Source organism: Marinomonas gallaica (assembly GCF_049821165.1).
GTDB classification, from domain to species: Bacteria; Pseudomonadota; Gammaproteobacteria; order Pseudomonadales; family Marinomonadaceae; genus Marinomonas; species Marinomonas gallaica.
This window is the reverse complement of sequence record NZ_CP187511.1, coordinates 3666061-3681589: the sequence shown is the minus strand read 5'-3', so window position 1 is coordinate 3681589 and position 15529 is coordinate 3666061. Positions and strand designations below refer to the sequence as shown.

At 46.0% G+C, this 15529-nt stretch carries 14 protein-coding genes; 12 read left to right on the top strand and 2 right to left on the bottom strand.

Annotated elements, in window-relative coordinates; all coding sequences use genetic code 11:
* Nucleotides 1-83: 83 nt before the first annotated feature.
* Nucleotides 84-800, bottom strand: a complete 717-nt coding sequence (locus ACPUEK_RS17435; RefSeq protein ID WP_425641626.1) for a GntR family transcriptional regulator — start codon at nt 798-800, stop codon at nt 84-86.
* 190 nt (nt 801-990) lie between these two features.
* On the opposite strand from ACPUEK_RS17435, the gene ACPUEK_RS17430 reads away from it, so the two are divergent.
* The 6 genes from ACPUEK_RS17430 to ACPUEK_RS17405 all read left to right on the top strand — a co-directional run bounded on the left by ACPUEK_RS17430 (nt 991) and on the right by ACPUEK_RS17405 (nt 6177).
* Nucleotides 991-2079 carry an aromatic ring-hydroxylating oxygenase subunit alpha gene (locus tag ACPUEK_RS17430; RefSeq protein WP_067032055.1) on the top strand — a complete coding sequence of 363 codons (1089 nt, stop codon included), beginning with the start codon at nt 991-993 and terminating at the stop codon, nt 2077-2079.
* An 11-nt stretch (nt 2080-2090) separates the two neighbouring features.
* The gene (locus tag ACPUEK_RS17425) at nt 2091-3056 is read left to right on the top strand and encodes a PDR/VanB family oxidoreductase (RefSeq protein ID WP_425641625.1); all 966 of its coding nucleotides are present in this window, start codon (nt 2091-2093) and stop codon (nt 3054-3056) included.
* Between the two features lie 233 nt (nt 3057-3289).
* Nucleotides 3290-3868, top strand: coding sequence for an anthranilate synthase component II (locus ACPUEK_RS17420; protein ID WP_067216515.1), 579 nt, complete (start codon nt 3290-3292; stop codon nt 3866-3868).
* Nucleotides 3869-3878: 10 nt separating this feature from the next.
* A complete protein-coding gene (gene trpD, locus ACPUEK_RS17415; RefSeq protein ID WP_425641624.1) occupies nt 3879-4928 on the top strand; it encodes an anthranilate phosphoribosyltransferase in 1050 nt (349 codons plus the stop codon).
* A gap of 12 nt (nt 4929-4940) precedes the next feature.
* Entirely contained in the window at nt 4941-5753 is an 813-nt protein-coding gene (gene trpC / locus ACPUEK_RS17410) for an indole-3-glycerol phosphate synthase TrpC (protein WP_425641623.1), read from the top strand.
* 16 nt (nt 5754-5769) lie between these two features.
* Nucleotides 5770-6177 carry an OsmC family protein gene (locus tag ACPUEK_RS17405; protein ID WP_425641622.1) on the top strand — a complete coding sequence of 136 codons (408 nt, stop codon included), beginning with the start codon at nt 5770-5772 and terminating at the stop codon, nt 6175-6177.
* A 78-nt stretch (nt 6178-6255) separates the two neighbouring features.
* Here the strand turns inward: ACPUEK_RS17405 and ACPUEK_RS17400 are convergent, their stop codons facing one another.
* Nucleotides 6256-7311, bottom strand: a complete 1056-nt coding sequence (locus tag ACPUEK_RS17400) for a GlxA family transcriptional regulator (protein WP_067032038.1) — start codon at nt 7309-7311, stop codon at nt 6256-6258.
* A 491-nt stretch (nt 7312-7802) separates the two neighbouring features.
* Here ACPUEK_RS17400 and ACPUEK_RS17395 point away from each other — a divergent pair, with 491 nt between their 5' ends.
* From ACPUEK_RS17395 to ACPUEK_RS17370, 6 genes are all read left to right on the top strand, one after another.
* A complete protein-coding gene (locus tag ACPUEK_RS17395; RefSeq protein ID WP_067032035.1) occupies nt 7803-9056 on the top strand; it encodes a sarcosine oxidase subunit beta family protein in 1254 nt (417 codons plus the stop codon).
* A 15-nt stretch (nt 9057-9071) separates the two neighbouring features.
* Nucleotides 9072-9356: a sarcosine oxidase subunit delta gene (locus ACPUEK_RS17390; protein WP_067032031.1), complete on the top strand. Its 285-nt coding sequence runs from the start codon at nt 9072-9074 to the stop codon at nt 9354-9356.
* Nucleotides 9357-9367: 11 nt separating this feature from the next.
* The gene (locus tag ACPUEK_RS17385; protein WP_067032028.1) at nt 9368-12391 is read left to right on the top strand and encodes a sarcosine oxidase subunit alpha; all 3024 of its coding nucleotides are present in this window, start codon (nt 9368-9370) and stop codon (nt 12389-12391) included.
* Entirely contained in the window at nt 12384-13049 is a 666-nt protein-coding gene (locus ACPUEK_RS17380; protein ID WP_067032025.1) for a sarcosine oxidase subunit gamma, read from the top strand. The genes ACPUEK_RS17385 and ACPUEK_RS17380 overlap by 8 nt, the downstream gene beginning before the upstream one ends.
* Before the next feature lie 66 nt (nt 13050-13115).
* The gene (gene purU / locus ACPUEK_RS17375; RefSeq protein ID WP_067032022.1) at nt 13116-13982 is read left to right on the top strand and encodes a formyltetrahydrofolate deformylase; all 867 of its coding nucleotides are present in this window, start codon (nt 13116-13118) and stop codon (nt 13980-13982) included.
* Between the two features lie 162 nt (nt 13983-14144).
* A complete protein-coding gene (locus ACPUEK_RS17370) occupies nt 14145-15524 on the top strand; it encodes an L-serine ammonia-lyase (RefSeq protein WP_425641620.1) in 1380 nt (459 codons plus the stop codon).
* The last annotated feature ends 5 nt before the right edge of the window (nt 15525-15529 follow it).

The following is a 15529-nucleotide window of genomic DNA, read 5'->3' as shown; positions in this document are numbered from 1 at the left end:
TTTTTTAATGCTGTCAGTGTGAGTGAATTCACCTTTAGAATCAATCAACTAAACATCTATAAAACGTTGTATTTAGAGCGTTTTTAGGTGTTTTGAGTATCACGTTCGCTTATTACTGTTAATTGGTCAGCATTTCGTGGGCTATTTATGTAGCCAAGCGTTGCATTAGCATGTTCGCGCATGATGCCTTCGGCGCGTGTGCCTAAGCCATTTACAATGGCATGATACACATGGTGATGTTGCATGTGCGCAAACTCAAAGCGTCTAGCTTCACGCAACATGTGAGCTTTATCGAATGCTAATGCGCTGGCGGAGGCAAAAGGTAAATGTTCGTTACGGCTCAACGCGGCATGGATGGCCGGATTATGAGCTGCTTCAATGACAATATCATGAAAACGCTTGTTCATTTGTTGATAGTGTTCCAAGTCGGATTCGCTCAACTCTTTAACGGCTAGGATTCGATCACCTTCTTCAAGTAGTACCGCCAAGGCTTTTTGGTGGTCCTCACTCAACCCCCGTTCCGCGGCTTGTCGAGCTGCCAAGCCTTCCAGTACACCACGCACTTCTACCGCACCAATGATTTCCTCAGTCGAGACAGAGCGCACTTCGTAACCACGACGGGGCAGCTTAGTAAGCAGGCCCTCTTGTTCCAGAGCACGAAAGGCAATACGAACAGGAGTTCGTGAAACCCCAAGCTTTTCTGACGTCGGGATTTCCGCCAAGCGCACTCCAGCTTTTAACTCGCCGTCTAGAATCATTTGACGAAGCGAGGTGACAACGTTCGATTGGGTCTTCTGCATAGCGTTTAACCAAGTTTTTATTGGATCCAATATTATGCTCTAAACCAATAGATAAAGTAAAAATATTGCTCAATTGAGCGTAATATCTATTTATTGGATCCATTTATGCGTTTTTTTAATGGGTGCCATCCTCTAAATAGGGCTATATTGGATCCATACAGAACAAAAATAAAACAATTAGGAGATTTGTATGAGCCAGCCAACTTTCCCAAAAAACACGTGGTATGTCGCAGCGATGTCTGACGAAATCGGCACAGAGAAGCCATTGGGGCGTAAAGTTTGTGGGGAGAGCATCGCCTTCTACCGTCCATCAGCCAACGAAATTGCCGCTGTGCGAGACTTTTGTCCCCACCGTGGTGCAGCCATGTCGTTAGGCTATGTAGAAGATGGGCTGTTGGTGTGCGGTTACCATGGTTTGAAAATGGGCGCTGATGGTGAAACCAAAGAAATGCCCTTACAGCGTGTGCAAGGGTTTCCGTGTATGAAGTCGTTTGCGGTGGAAGAGCGTTACGGTTTTATTTGGGTGTGGCCGGGTGATCAAGACTTAGCTGACTCTAGTTTGATTCCTGTTCAAGAGTGGGCGGTGAGTGACGATTGGGCCTACGGCGGCGGTTTGTACCATATTCATTGTGATTACCGTTTAATGATCGACAATCTAATGGATTTGACCCACGAAACCTATGTGCACGCGTCCAGCATTGGCCAAAAAGAAATCGATGAATCGCCAGTAGACACCAGTGTGAACGGTGACGAAGTGATTACCAGCCGGACCATGGAAAACATTACAGCACCGCCATTTTGGCAAGCAGCTCTGGAAGCGAATGGTTTGCCAAAAGACGCGTCTGTGGATCGTTGGCAGCGCTGCCGCTTTACACCACCGTCTCATGTCATGATTGATGTAGGTGTCGCACTTGAAGGTAATGGCGGGTTTGATGCGCCGAAAGAAAAGAAAGCGAGCAGCATTGTTGTCGACTTTATTACCCCTGAAACAGAAGACACCATGTGGTATTTCTGGGGCATGGCACGCAACTTTAAAGCCGATGATCAAGCTCTTACAGATTCTATTCGCGAAGGACAAGGCGGTATTTTTCAAGAAGATTTAGACGTGCTAGAACGCCAACAAGCCAACTTAAAAGCGTTCCCTGACTACGATCTTTTGAAGTTGAATATTGATGCGGGTGGTGTTCAGTCTCGTCGTGTGATTGAGCGTATTATTAAGGCGGAAAATGCGAGCAAAATTGCGTCAAACGAAGTGCCATTGCAAACGATCTCATTCTGAGGGCGGTTATTATGATTGAAGTCGTTGTGTTAAATAAAGTGGATGAAGCCGCAGCAGTAGTGCGTTTAGTATTGGGTAAGGCCAATGATACGGCGCTACCTTCATTTGAGGCGGGCGCTCACATAGATATCAGGTTGCCAAGTGGTTTGGTAAGACAGTACTCGTTGTGCCGCTTGCAATCAGACCCACGCTATTACGAAATCGCGGTTTTAAAAGACCCGCAATCACGAGGTGGATCTACAGAAGTGCATGCTTTAACCATAGGGGATGTGGTTCACGTCAGTGAACCTAAAAATCATTTTCCATTGCGAAGCAAAGAAGCCAAGTCTCTTCTAATCGCAGGAGGAATTGGTGTAACGCCATTGTTGCCCATGGCGCAAACGCTGCAATGTGCAGGCACGTCATTTGAGTTTCACTATTGCGGTAAATCGCCTCGTACCGCGGCGTTTAGTGGCATTCTTAAGCAAGCCTCGTTTGCCGATAAAATGCAGTTCCATTTTAGTAGTGAACCGCAAACGTCTGGGCGTATGGATATCCGTTCGGTTCTGAGTCAGCATGTTGCTGATTCGGATTTGTATGTCTGTGGCCCGGCTGAATTTATCTCAAGCGTCTTAGAACATGCGCAGGCACTGAATTGGCCTGAAGAGAAGCTGCATCGGGAATTCTTTGCTGCGCCAGCCATGGACATTGATCAGGGGGATAATCACGCTTTCCAAGTGAAAGTCGCTAGTACTGGTCAAGTGTTTGAGGTTGCCGCTAACCAATCCATTAGCGATGTCTTGGAAGAGCATGCTCTTTTTGTTCCTGTTTCATGTTGTGAGGGCGTTTGTGGTACCTGCCTAACGGACGTGATTAGCGGCGATATTGAGCATCGTGATGTGTTCTTAAGCAAACAAGAAAAAGCGGAAGGCAAACAAATACTGACTTGTTGTTCTCGCGCAAAAAATGCGGGCGATGTCATCGAGCTCGATTTGTAACCGCTCAGAGTGCTTTTTTTGTCAAACAAAGCGCTGGACTTATATGTCTGGCGTTTTTTTGTCTGTAAAGCATGCTGGTGTGCCGATTAGCGTCGTTGCATAGCGCGCAATATGACAATCATGTAGTATTGTGCGAGCTCAAAATACCTCCATTGATCACCTGTAAGGGAAAGTAGAGGAAACCATTGGGCTGACTATCTAAAAAGTTTTACATTTCAGTGGTTTAAAACTCTATGGTTCTGATGATCGATAACTACGATTCGTTCACCTATAACTTGGTGCAGTACATTCGTGAGTTAGGTTATGAAGTCGATGTGCGTCGTAATGATGCGCTTACGATCCAAGATATTGAGGCGCTTGCGCCAAGTCATATCGTCATCTCCCCAGGTCCGTGTACGCCCAATGAGGCAGGGATATCTTTGGCTGCAATTAACACTTTTGCCGGCCATATTCCTATTTTAGGTATTTGTCTTGGGCATCAAAGTATTGCACAAGTCTTTGGTGGTGATGTAATTCGTGCCAAAACAGTAATGCATGGTAAAACCTCTAAGGTGTACCATAAAGGAATTGGTGTGTTCCGTGATTTGCCGAATCCCTACAATGCTACCCGTTACCATTCATTGGTCGTGAAGCAAGCAACGCTGCCGGATTGTTTTGATGTGACCGCGTGGACACAGAACGAGCAAGGTGAGCTGGATGAAATCATGGGGTTGCGTCACACATCTATGAACATAGAAGGGGTGCAATTTCATCCTGAGTCGATTTTGACGGAGCATGGTCACGCTCTATTAGATAATTTTTTCAAACAGTAGGAGTTGGCTGGTGGACATACAACAGGCGATCGCTCGAGTAGTAAATAAGCAGGATCTATCCGGTGAAGAAATGCGTGATGTCATGAACAGCATCATGACATGTCAAACTACCGATGCACAGATTGGTGGTTTTTTGATTGGCTTACGTATGAAAGGTGAGACAGTTGATGAAATTATTGCCGCGGCTCAAGTGATGCGCGAATTGTCCACCAAAGTAGATCTTGGTGGAGATGAGATTGTAGATACTTGCGGAACCGGTGGCGATGGCGGTAACTTGTTTAATGTGTCAACCGCTTCTGCCTTTGTTGCTGCGGGTGCGGGGGCGCATGTTGCCAAGCACGGTGGCCGCTCGGTGTCGTCAAAATCCGGCAGTGCAGATGTTTTAGAAAGAGCGGGTGTTTATTTAAATTTGACCAGCGAGCAAGTAAAGCGCAGCGTGCAAGAGATTGGTTTGGGCTTTATGTTTGCGCCTAATTATCACTCAGCGATGCAGTACGCGATTGCGCCACGTAAAGAAATGGCAACGCGAACGATCTTTAACTTGCTTGGACCGTTAACGAATCCCGCTGGCGCGAAACGTCAGGTCATGGGGGTGTTTGATCGTTATTGGGTGCGTCCAATCGCTGAAGCGTTACAAGCATTGGGCAGTAAGCATGTGTTGGTTGTGCATTCCGCGGATGGGCTTGATGAAATCAGCATTTCAGATAAAACCTATGTTGCAGAACTGAAAGACGGTCAGATTACTGAGTACGAAATTGCCCCTGAAGATTTTGGGATGGAGCGTCAGCCGTTGGCCAGTGTGCAAACAGAAGATCCGGAAAGCAGTTTGGCTATGCTGAAAGTTGCGATTGAAGGTAAGGGTGTTGTAAACGCTCCACGTGATATTGTGGCATTGAATGCCGGTGCTGCAATTTATGTGTCTGGTGTGGCGGACAGCCTGAAAGAAGGTGTGGCCATTGCGGAAGATGTCATTGGTGGTGGCTTAGCAAAAATCAAATTACAAGAGCTGGCCAGTTTTTCACGTTGCTATATGCCAGATTCGACAGAAGCAGCAGACTAATAGAGGTTCATCATGCAGGTTGAGACGCCTACAATTTTAAGAAAGATCGTTGCGCGTAAGTACGAAGAAATCGCGGAACGTCAGCTTCGCACGCCGTTTGCGAATCTTGAGGTGGCGGCCGCGGCGGCTAACGCACATAATCCAGTTCGTGGATTTGCTGCAGCACTGCGTCGTAAAATTGGTCAAGGAAAAGCGGGGGTGATTGCTGAGATAAAGAAAGCATCGCCAAGCAAAGGCGTTATGCGTGACCCATTTTTGCCAAAAGAAATCGCTGCTTCTTATGAAAAAGGCGGCGCAGCATGTTTGTCTGTGTTAACAGATCAAGACTTTTTCCAAGGCCATGAAGATTATTTAGTCGAAGCTCGTAACGCTTGTTCTTTACCTGTCATTCGTAAAGATTTTATTGTTGATCCGTACCAAGTGATGGAAGCTCGTTCTATTGGGGCCGACTGTGTCTTGTTGATTGCAGCTTGTTTGACGGGTAAAGAGTTACGCGAGCTGGATCAAATGGCACGTGATTTGTCCATGGATGTGTTGGTCGAAGTTCATAATCGTGCTGAATTAGAGCTAGCATTGGAATACACTGACACAGAGTTGCTAGGTATTAATAATCGTGATTTACATACCTTTGAGCTGAGTTTACAGCATACATTTGAGCTGATGAATGATGTGCCAAAAGATCGTTTGATTGTCACTGAGAGTGGTATTCATACTCGTGACGATGTGGCGGCAATGCGTGAAAACGATATTCATGCTTTTTTGGTGGGCGAAACCTTTATGAAAGCAGACAATCCGGGTGAGAAACTGGCGGATTTGTTTAAATAGTTTGAGAGATGGGATAATGAAAACAAGTATAGCGTGGCAAGAAGATAAGCATTTTACCGCAGAAACGGGCAGTGGTTTTAAAGTCGAAATCGATGGCAACCAAACCGTAGGATCACGCCCGATGGAGCTTATCCTTGCTGGGTTAGGTGGCTGTACCTCTTACGATGTTGTGAATATTCTGCAGAAAGCGCGCCAAGATGTTGTGTCTTGTGTGGCGCATGTGGATGCGGATCGTGCGGATACGATACCGTCTGTATTCACGGAAATTCGTATTCACTTTGTGGTAACCGGTCGTAAGATCAAAGAAAGCCATGTAGCGCGTGCTGTTAAGCTATCTGCTGAAGAGTATTGTTCAGCTTCTTTAATGTTAGAGCGTGGCGGCGTGAATATTGTGCATAGCTACGAATTGATTGAAGTCGAATAAATTATTTTGACTCAAACTCATGTAAAAAGGCCCCTATCGTAAGATTAGGGGCCTTTTTTATGGGATCTATTTTGTACTCTATTGTTGTTGCTGGTTTGAGCGTTTACGGAAATTGCTTGGTGCCACGCCAAAGTAGTCTTTAAAGCAGTTACTAAAATGGCTAGAGCTAACAAAACCACTGGCTATGGCCACTTCGATGATCGGCTTGTTGGTTTGCTGTAACAAGCGTCGCGCATAAGTAATACGCAGTTCAAGATAATAACGCGATGGGCTGGTTTCTAAGTGATTTTGAAACAAACGTTCAAGTTGACGCCGTGATACGCTGGCGTAATGCAATAATTCCTCTAGCGTTAATGGCTCTTCGATGTTGCTGCGCATTAACTCAAGAACCTTTTTTAAAGATTCTGGGTATTTACCGTCGTCTGCCGGTTTAGTAATGGGGGTGACAGTACTTTCCGACAGTTGGTCACAGGTCAAAATTTCTTTTGCGGCACGTGCTATACGGCTGTCTTGCAAATGTTCAACCAACGATAATGTCATGGCCAATGCACTGACCGGCCCCGAGCAACTTAAAATGCGGCCATCTAAAACAGACGTTTCTTTTGCAATAACGGTGTCTTGGAAATGCTCGCGAACGTAAGGGTGGTTGTCAGGATGGATCGCTATACGAGTATTGTTAGTGAGTCCCGCGTGTGCCAAAGCGATGGCACCATTCCATAAACCACCTAAATAGGCATCTTGTTTGTGGCAGCTTTTCAGATAGTCCGTTAGCTTGTTTTGCTCGGACAGTTGGCAACGGTAACCGCCACAAACGATGACCACATCAAAATGAGCGCTGGCATGTTGCAGTTGTTCTTCTATACTTGTGCCCGTCGCAATCTCTATTCCTAGATCACTGGTTACCGAGGGGCCTTCCATACTCAAGGTGGCGTAGTCGAACAGTTTTTCTGTTTGTACAAGGTTGGCGGTGACTAGAGCATCCACTGCGCCAGTAAAGGCCACCATGGAGAAGTGCTTCAATAGAACAAAGCCAATCATGATCGGTTTTTTCTCGCTGTCATGTGAGGTGACATGAGCGTGATTGTGATCCGCGTTTGATGGGCTGAAGTGTTTCTTATGGTAGGTTTGGGTCATTTTTAAACTGTGATTCCTGGTGGGGGAGTTCGTCAGTAATTGTGCAAGTGTAAGGGAAACAATCATCCAAGGTAAGGCATAAGTACGTAAAACCTATAGAAATATTGCGTTCTTGCAGCAAAAAAGCACCTTTTCAAGGTAGAAATGTCATATTTTTGCTGTCGTAAATAACCATCTATGTGACGCATTCAAGAATGTGACATGTAGGGGGTTTTCATAGTATTTCAATTGTAAATTATTTCTTCTATTGAACTGCATTTATTAAGACAAAAACGAACGAAAATCTACGCTGTTGGCTTTTGGGTAGCCTGTATTGATAAGATGACGTCGCTTTTGAAATGTTGTTTCAATGATTGAAATGACAGGAAGAGAAAATCACCGCAGTGAAAGAGCAAGTAAAAGCGCTTTGCGCCGACTACCCAGTCTATCGCTAGTATTACCACTTTGTAATGCAGTCCTCAGAAGGGCTGCCATGATAAGGAGCTGACACAATGCAGCAGTATTCCGGATTTGGCTTGTTAAAGCACAGTCTAAGCCATCATGAAAATTGGCAGCGGGTTTGGCGCAACCCGACACCGAAAAAGAAATACGATGTCATCATCGTCGGTGGTGGTGGTCACGGTTTGGCCACGGCCTACTACCTAGCGAAGCAGTTTGGCGTAACTAACGTTGCTGTTATCGAGAAGGGTTATTTAGGTGGTGGTAACACCGCTCGTAACACAACGATCGTTCGTTCTAACTACCTTTGGGACGAATCTGCTCACCTATATGAGCACGCAATGAAATTATGGGAAGGTCTTTCTCAAGATCTTAACTACAACGTAATGTTCTCTCAGCGTGGTTGTCTAAACTTGGGCCACACGCTACAAGACATGCGTGATATCGAACGTCGTGTAAACGCTAACCGTTTAAACGGTATCGATGGCGAAGTACTAGACGCGAAGCAAGTAAGCGAAATCGTACCAATCCTAGATTGCTCTGATAACGCTCGTTACCCAGTTATGGGCGCTTCTTGGCAGCCACGTGCGGGTGTTGCCCGTCACGATGCGGTTGCTTGGGGCTTTGCTCGTGGTGCTGATATGCACGGCGTTGATTTGATTCAACAAACAGAAGTAACGGACTTCATCATTGAAGACGGTACTGTAGTTGGTGTTAAAACTGACCGTTACGGCGACATCAAAGCAGATCGCGTTGGTTGTGTTGTTGCAGGTCACTCAAGTGTTATGGCTGCGAAAGCTGGCTTTGAACTGCCACTAGAGTCTCACCCGCTACAAGCATTGGTATCTGAGCCGATCAAACCAATCCTAGACACAGTTGTAATGTCTAACCATGTACACGGTTATGCATCTCAATCTGACAAAGGTGACTTGGTAATCGGTGCGGGTATCGACAGCTACGTAGGTTACGGTCAGCGTGGTTCTTACCCAACGATCGAGCATACAGTTCAAGCGATTGTGGAAATGTTCCCAATCTTCAGCCGTGTACGCATGAACCGCCAATGGGGTGGTATTGTTGATACATGTCCTGATGCTTGTCCGATCATTTCTAAAACACCTGTTAAGAACCTTTTCTTCAACTGTGGTTGGGGTACAGGTGGCTTTAAAGCGACGCCAGGGTCTGGCAACGTATTCGCTGCTTCTTTGGCGAAAGGTGAAATGCATGAGATGGCTGAGCCATTCTCAATGTTCCGATTCCACAACGGCGCGCTTATCGATGAGCACGGCGCAGCTGGTGTAGCACACTAACGGGAGATTTAGTTCATGTTTTATATTTATTGCCCTTACTGTGGTGAACACCGCGAAGAAGAAGAGTTCCATAACCACGGCCAAGCTCACATTGAGCGTCCAGCTGATCCAGACTCTTGTACAGATGAAGAGTGGGGGAACTACATGTTTTTCCGTAAGAGCCCTAAAGGCTTACACCATGAAATCTGGGATCATGTAGCGGGCTGCCGTAAGTTCTTCAACGTTACACGCGATACAGTAACGTATGAAATTAAAGAAGTTTACAAAATGGGTGAGCAACCTAAAGTAGTTGCGGAGTAAGGGAGCGGATCATGTCTCAAAAAAATCGTCTACAAAGCGGTGGCCGAATTGACCGTTCTAAGCCACTTACTTTTACCTACAATGGTAAGCAGTTCGAAGGTTTCGCCGGTGATACACTAGCGTCAGCATTGTTAGCAAACGGTGTTGATATAATTGGCCGTAGTTTCAAATACAGCCGTCCACGCGGTATCGTTGCAGCGGGTGCTGAAGAGCCAAATGCTGTCATGCAGCTTGGTGCAACTGAAGCGACTCAAGTACCGAACGTTCGTGCAACACAGCAAGAACTTTTCTCTGGTCTTGTTTCTGGTTCAACGAACGGTTGGCCAAGTGTTGATAACGACATTATGGGTCTTTTGGGTAAAGTTGGCGGCAAGATGATGCCTCCAGGTTTTTACTACAAAACCTTTATGTACCCTGCAACTATGTGGGAAACATACGAAAAAGTTATCCGTAAAGCGGCGGGTCTAGGTCGTTCTCCAAATGAATACGATCCAGATACTTACGACAAAGTTAACCAGCACGCTGATCTAGTAGTAGTTGGTGCGGGTCCTGCTGGTTTGATCGCTGCGTTGACTGCGGCTCGTGGCGGCGCTCGCGTAATCATCGCGGACGAACAAAACGAATTCGGTGGCAGCCTATTAAGCAGCAAAGAAAGCGTTGACGGCAAAGCAGCTGGCGCTTGGGTTGCAGGTGTTGTGAAAGAGCTTGAAGCGAACGAAAACGTAATCGTTCTTCCTCGTTCTACTGTTAACGGTTACCACGATCACAACTTCTTAACGATCCACCAGCGTATGACTGATCACATTGCTGATCGCGCGCCTAATGGTCAGGTTCGTCAGCGTTACCACCGTGTGCGTTCGAAGTGGGTTGTATTGGCTACTGGTGCGCATGAGCGTCCATTAGTATTTGGTAACAACGATGTTCCAGGTTGTATGGTAGCGAACGCTGTTTCTACTTACATCAACCGTTACGGTGTTGTACCAGGTAACGAACTTGTTCTGATGACAACGAACGATAATGCATACCGTACAGCGATTGACTGGCACGATGCAGGTCGTAAAGTACAAGCGATCGTTGATACGCGTAAGAACCCAACAGGTGCACTTGTTGAAGCAGCGCGTGAGCGTGGCATCACTGTAATGACGGGTTCTGCAGTCATCGATGTTCAAGGTAGCAAGCGTGTAACGGGTGTATCGGTTGCACCAATCAGTGAAGACGGTTCAAAAGTAACAGGTTCTGTTAAGAAACTGAGTGCTGATACAGTGGCTTCATCTGGTGGCTGGAGCCCTGTTATCCATCTATCTTGTCACACTGGTTCTAAGCCAGTTTGGAACGAAGATGTACTTGGCTTCCTACCTGGTAAAACAGTACAGAAGCAACTTACTGCAGGTGCGATCAACGGTACATTTAATACCGCTGGTGCGCTTGAAGAAGGTAAAAAAGCAGGTCTTGAAGCATTGTCTAAGCTAGGTCTTAGCGCAGTTGAAGTAGAAGTTCCAGCTACAACTGAAGTGAAAGAATCTAAAGCAATGGCGTTGTTCCATGTGCCTCACACGAAACCAACGTCTCAAGCACCTAAGCAATTCGTTGATTACCAAAACGACGTAACTGCTGCGGGTATCGAACTTGCTTGTCGCGAAGGTTTTGAGTCAATCGAACACGTTAAACGTTACACAGCAATGGGCTTTGGTACTGACCAAGGTAAATTGGGTAACATCAACGGTATGGCTGTTGCTGCGAAAGTTCTTAACCAGACGATTCCACAAACTGGTACAACGATCTTCCGCCCTAACTACACGCCAATCACATTTGGTGCGATCGCAGGTCGTGACTGTGGTGCGTTGTTTGATCCTGAGCGTTACAGTGCAATGCATAAGTGGCACTTAGAGAACGGTGCTAAGTTTGAGGATGTAGGCCAATGGAAACGTCCTTGGTACTTCCCGAAAGCTGGCGAATCAATGCAAGAAGCGTTGAACCGTGAGTGTTTAGCGACTCGTGAGTCTATCGGTATCCTTGATGCATCGACGCTAGGTAAGATCGATATCCAAGGTAAAGATGCGCGTGAATTCTTAGGTCGCGTATACTCGAATGCTTGGGCGAAACTACCTGTAGGTAAGTGTCGTTACGGTCTAATGCTGAAAGAAGACGGCATGGTATTTGATGATGGTGTTACATCTTGCCTAGCTGAAAACCACTTCTTGATGACAACGACATCTGGCGGTGCTGCAACGGTTCTTAATTGGCTAGAATTCTACCATCAAACAGAATGGCCAGAACTAGAAGTGTACTTCACTTCTGTGACTGATCACTGGGCGACGATGACGATCTCTGGTCCGAACAGCCGTAAGCTGCTTGAAGAATTGATTGACGGTGATGTTGACGTTTCTAAAGATAGCTTCAAGTTCATGGATTGGAAGCCAATGTCTGTAGCGGGCGTTCCAGCTCGTGTATTCCGTATCTCGTTCACTGGTGAGTTGTCTTTCGAGATCAACGTACAAGCGAACTACGGTCTGCATGTTTGGGAAAAACTGTTCGAACATGGTGCTAAGTACGATTTGACGCCTTACGGTACTGAAACAATGCACATCCTTCGTGCAGAGAAAGGTTTCATTATCGCAGGTCAAGATACTGATGGCTCTGTTCACCCGTACGATTTAGGTATGGGCTGGGCTGTTTCTATGAACAAACCATTCAGCTTTATCGGTAAGCGTGGTATGCAGCGTGAAGACTGTGTACGTGCGGAACGTAAGCAAATGGTGGGTATTAAAACGATTGATCCAAACGTTGTATTGCCAGAAGGTGCTCAAGCTGTATTTGACCCAACTGCGTCAATTCCAATGCCAATGGTTGGTCACATTTCTTCTAGTTACTGGAGTGCGTGCTTAGGCCGTTCTGTAGCCCTAGGTTTTGTGAAAGGTGGCTTAGACAAGATGGGTGAGAAAGTTTACTACCCACTTGTAGATGGTCGTATCGTTGAAGCAGAAATCTGCAGCCCAATTTTCCTAGATCCAAAAGGGGAACGTCAAAATGTCTGATGTTAAACAAGAAGCAGCAACTGTGGCACCAACTGTAGCCGTTATGGATCAGTTGCCAGATGCTTCAATCCAAGGCCAGTCACCTCTGTTTCATGCTGACCTAGCGACTGTTGCTAAAAACGGCCCGAAAACAGGTGGTGTGACATTCAAAGAAGAAGCGTTGATGGGTCAAATCACGCTACGTTTGAATGCTGAAAACGCTGAACAACTAAAAGCCGCAGAGAAGGCGTTGGGCGTGGCTTTGCCAACTCAACCGCTAACGTCTGTAGTGAAAGGCGAAGTATCGGTTCGTTGGATGTCTCCAGACGAATGGTTGATCGTTGTTCCTGGCTTGAAAGCCTTTGAAGTAGAGTCTGCACTGCATGCAGAGCTAAGTGGTCACTACCAAGTAGTGAACATCAGTGGTGGTTGGACAATCTTTAAGCTTTCTGGTGCGAATGTTGTGGATGTATTGAAAAAATCTACTATTGTAGATGTACACCCAAGTGTATTCCCAGTGGGTAAGGTTGTATCAACAACTTTCGCCAAGAGCTCTGCGATCATTCGCCGCTCAGGTGAAAGCGAGTTTGAATTGGTGGTTCGCCGCAGCTTCTCTGACTACCTATGGCTTTGGATTCAAGACGCAAGTCGTGAATTCGGCCTTGTAGTCGAAGCTTAAGCTTAATACTGCCCCCATAATAGGCCGACCTTTTAGGTCGGCCTTTTTTTCCTAAGAGAACTTCCTATGAAAGCAACTACAAAACCATGGATTTTCACCGCTAGCTGTCCCAGCGTTATTGGTACTGTTGACGTAGTCACAGGCTACATGGCAGAAGCCGGTAATTACATTGATGAAATTCATTCTTTTGACGATCGCGAAGCCAATCGTTTTTTCATTCGTGTTGAGTTTTACCCTCAATCTGCGGATTTTACGGCTGATGAATTTACTGCAGAATTCACGTCTCGTTCGAAGCAGTTTGAAATGGAATGGGAGCTAACACCACCAAACCATCGCCCTCGTGTTGCAATCATGGTTTCCAAGTACGATCATTGTCTTAATGATCTACTGTATCGTTACCGTACAGGTCAGCTAAACATTGAAGTGCCAGTTATTATCTCTAATCACCCTGATCTTGAGTCTCTAGCGCAGTGGCATAATATTCCTTACTACCACTTGCCAATTACCGCCGATACCAAACCTCAGCAAGAAGCTCAAATCCGTGAATTGATCGAACAATACGATGCGGAACTGGTTGTTTTAGCGCGTTATATGCAGGTTTTGTCTTCTGAAATGTGTCAATACCTTGACGGTCGTGCGATCAATATTCACCACTCATTGCTTCCTGGCTTTAAAGGTGCTCGCCCTTACCATCAAGCGTGGGAAAAAGGCGTGAAAATGGTCGGTGCAACGGCTCATTACGTAAATGACGACCTTGATGAAGGTCCAATCATCTCTCAAGGTATCCAAACAGTGGATCATGCGCATTATCCAGAAGATTTAGTCGCAAAAGGGCAAGACGTTGAACGCGTTACATTGTTTAATGCCATCAAGTGTCATGTTGAAAAGCGCGTTTTCTTAAACGGTAAGCGCACGGTTGTATTTGGTCGTTAAGATTATTTAAAAAATTCATCTCTACTTACCGTTCTGGTTATACCCATTTAACCATGTCGTACATAGTTAAGACGGGGTCGAGTGAAGTACCTCGATCCCGTTTTATTATGGCTATTCTTATACATCTATCTACTTCCTAGATTGGAATTTTCTGGAGGCTTTATGTCTATCAGTGTATTTGACCTATTTAAAATCGGCATTGGTCCTTCGAGTTCACATACAGTTGGTCCGATGGCGGCAGCTGCTGACTTTATTGATGCTTTGACACAGAAGAAAGTAACGCAAGACACATCGCGTGTTGTCTGTGATCTTTATGGCTCTTTGAGTGCAACAGGTATCGGTCATGGTACTGACAATGCAGTGATCATGGGGTTAATGGGCGAACGTCCTAGCCGAATCGATCCTGAAAGTGTTTTGGGTCGTATTGAAACGTTAAAAGCAAGCAGTCGCCTAGTGCTGTCGGGTGGTCATGAGATCGATTTCGTTTGGGATCGCGATATGCTTCTTCTTGAAGAAGTCCTACCGTACCATCCAAATGCAATGCGTCTGACGGCATACGATGCGTCTGAAAACGTATTGTATCAAAACACTTATTACTCTATCGGTGGCGGTTTCGTCATCGATGAAACAGAAGCGACACATGTTGCTCACGTTGTTCCACAAGTTGATGTCCCGTACGACTTCAATAATGCTGTTGAGCTGTTGAACCTTTGTAAATCAAGTGGCCTAAGTATCAGCCAGTTGATGATGGAAAATGAGAAAGTATGGCGTACTGAAAAAGAAGTGCGTGATGGCCTGATGGACATCTGGGGTGCGATGAAAGAGTGTATCGCTAATGGGCTTCATAAAGAAGGTCTGTTACCGGGTGGCCTGAATGTTCGTCGCCGTGCCATGAGTCTGCACAAGTCATTAATCCGTGCGACACGTCCAAATGTCATCAGTTCAACGTTAAGTGCAATGGATTGGGTTAACCTCTATGCATTGGCGGTTAATGAAGAGAACGCTGGTGGCGGCCGTATGGTCACTGCACCAACAAATGGTGCGGCAGGTATTATTCCAGCGGTATTGATGTATTACATGGAATTCATGACCAACCCGACAGAAGAAAATGTCGTTGATTTCTTCCTTGCGGCGGCTGCAATTGGTGCGTTGTGTAAGAAGAATGCTTCTATTTCTGGTGCCGAAGTAGGTTGTCAGGGTGAAGTCGGTTCAGCGTGTGCTATGGCCGCAGCAGGTCTATGTGAAATTCTAGGCGGTACACCTGAGCAAGTTGAAAACGCAGCGGAAATCGGTTTAGAACACAACCTAGGTCTAACATGTGATCCTGTAGGTGGTTTGGTTCAAGTACCTTGTATTGAACGTAATGCGATTGCGGCCATGAAAGCAATTAACGCTACACAGATGGCTTTACGTGGTGATGGTCAGCATTTTATCTCATTGGATAAAGTGATCCGCACGATGCGTGATACAGGTAAAGACATGCAAGACAAATACAAAGAAACCTCCCGTGGAGGTTTGGCGGTAAACGCTATCGAGTGCTAATCCTC